Origin of the sequence: Comamonas suwonensis (genome assembly GCF_012844455.2) — a bacterium.
Lineage (GTDB): Bacteria > Pseudomonadota > Gammaproteobacteria > Burkholderiales > Burkholderiaceae_C > Comamonas > Comamonas suwonensis.
In genome coordinates this window covers 1-1,302 of sequence record NZ_JABBCQ020000051.1, presented here as the reverse complement: position 1 = coordinate 1,302, position 1,302 = coordinate 1, and the positions used below count along the sequence as shown (strand labels likewise).

Annotated in this window: 1 protein-coding gene and 1 other annotated feature; the gene reads right to left on the bottom strand. The window is 54.7% G+C overall.

The window, feature by feature from the left end:
* Nucleotides 1-25 precede the first annotated feature (25 nt).
* A protein-coding gene (locus tag HF327_RS21785; protein WP_236024345.1) for an IS3 family transposase occupies nt 26-1,272 on the bottom strand; the annotation gives its coding sequence in 2 pieces (ribosomal slippage) (nt 26-981 and nt 981-1,272; 1,248 coding nt in all).
* Nucleotides 875-991: a sequence feature (AL1L pseudoknot), on the bottom strand. It overlaps the preceding gene by 117 nt.
* Nucleotides 1,273-1,302: the final 30 nt, after the last annotated feature.

The following is a 1,302-nucleotide window of genomic DNA, read 5'->3' as shown; positions in this document are numbered from 1 at the left end:
TGAATCACACCGGGTTTGGTGGAGGCTAGTTTGTTGAAGTGCAGGCGTTAGCCTGCACGGTATTGGCAACTTGCCGCCAGTAGTTTGCCTCAGCTTCCGCCGGTGGTATATGCCCAATGGATTCCAGCAATCTGCTGTGGTTAAACCAATGCACCCATTGCAAGGTTGCCAGCTCCAGCGATTCACGTGTTTTCCATGGTCCTCGCTTGTGGATGACCTCCGTTTTGTACAAGCCGTTGATAGTTTCAGCCAGGGCGTTGTCATAGGAGTCGCCGGTGCTGCCCACCGAAGGCATCAGGCCAGCTTCCTCCAAGCGCTCTGTGTAGCGAATGGACACGTACTGACTCCCCCTGTCGGAGTGATGAATCAGCTTTTCATCGCTTGAAGGATGCCGTGCGTAGAGAGCTTGCTCCAATGCATCCACAACAAAGTCAGTGCGCATGTGGCTGCTGACTCGCCAACCCACAATCCGGCGGGCATAGACATCAATCACAAAGGCCGCAAACATCTGACCTTGCCATGTCGATACATAGGTAAAGTCTGCAACCCAAAGCTGGTTAGGACGTTGGGCTGTGAACTGGCGGTTGACGAGGTCTAGTGGGCATGGCCTTGCCACATCTGGGCGTGTTGTGCACACCTTCTTGCCACGCCGCGCACCCTCCAACCCTAGCTTGCGCATCAGGCGCTGCACCGTGCAGCGGGCAATAGGCAAGCCCTCTCGATGCATTTGCTTCCAGACTTTGATCACCCCATAAACTTGCCAGTTTGCATGCCATACACGTTGGATATGACCGCAACTCTCTTCGTCTGATTGGCTGCGCTTGCAGCGCAGCCATGGGCAGTTTCTTTGTTGAACCCTGCGTCTGTAGCCCGATGGGGCAATTTGCAGCAGTCGGCAAATTGGCTCGACCCCATAGGCATCACGGTACTTGTCTACAAAGTCAATCAGCTCTTGATGCGACGGTCCAGCTCCGCCTGCGCAAAAAAAGCGCTCGCAGCCTTGAGTATGTCATTGGCACGCCGCAACTCCTTGTTCTCCCGCTCCAGTTGCTTGAGCCGCTCACGTTCATCTGTAGTCAAACCCGGTCGTTGGCCTGCATCTATTTCTTTGCGCTGTACCCATCCATGCAGGGTACTGACAGAGCAGCCAATCTTGGGGGCAATCGATTCGCATGCACCCCACAGTGATGCGTAATCCGCTTGGCACTCCTGCACCAAACGTACGGCACGTTCACGTACCTCAGGGCTAAAACGAGCAGCTTTAGTGTTCATGACTCAATCCTCTCAGGAGTTGAGCCTCCA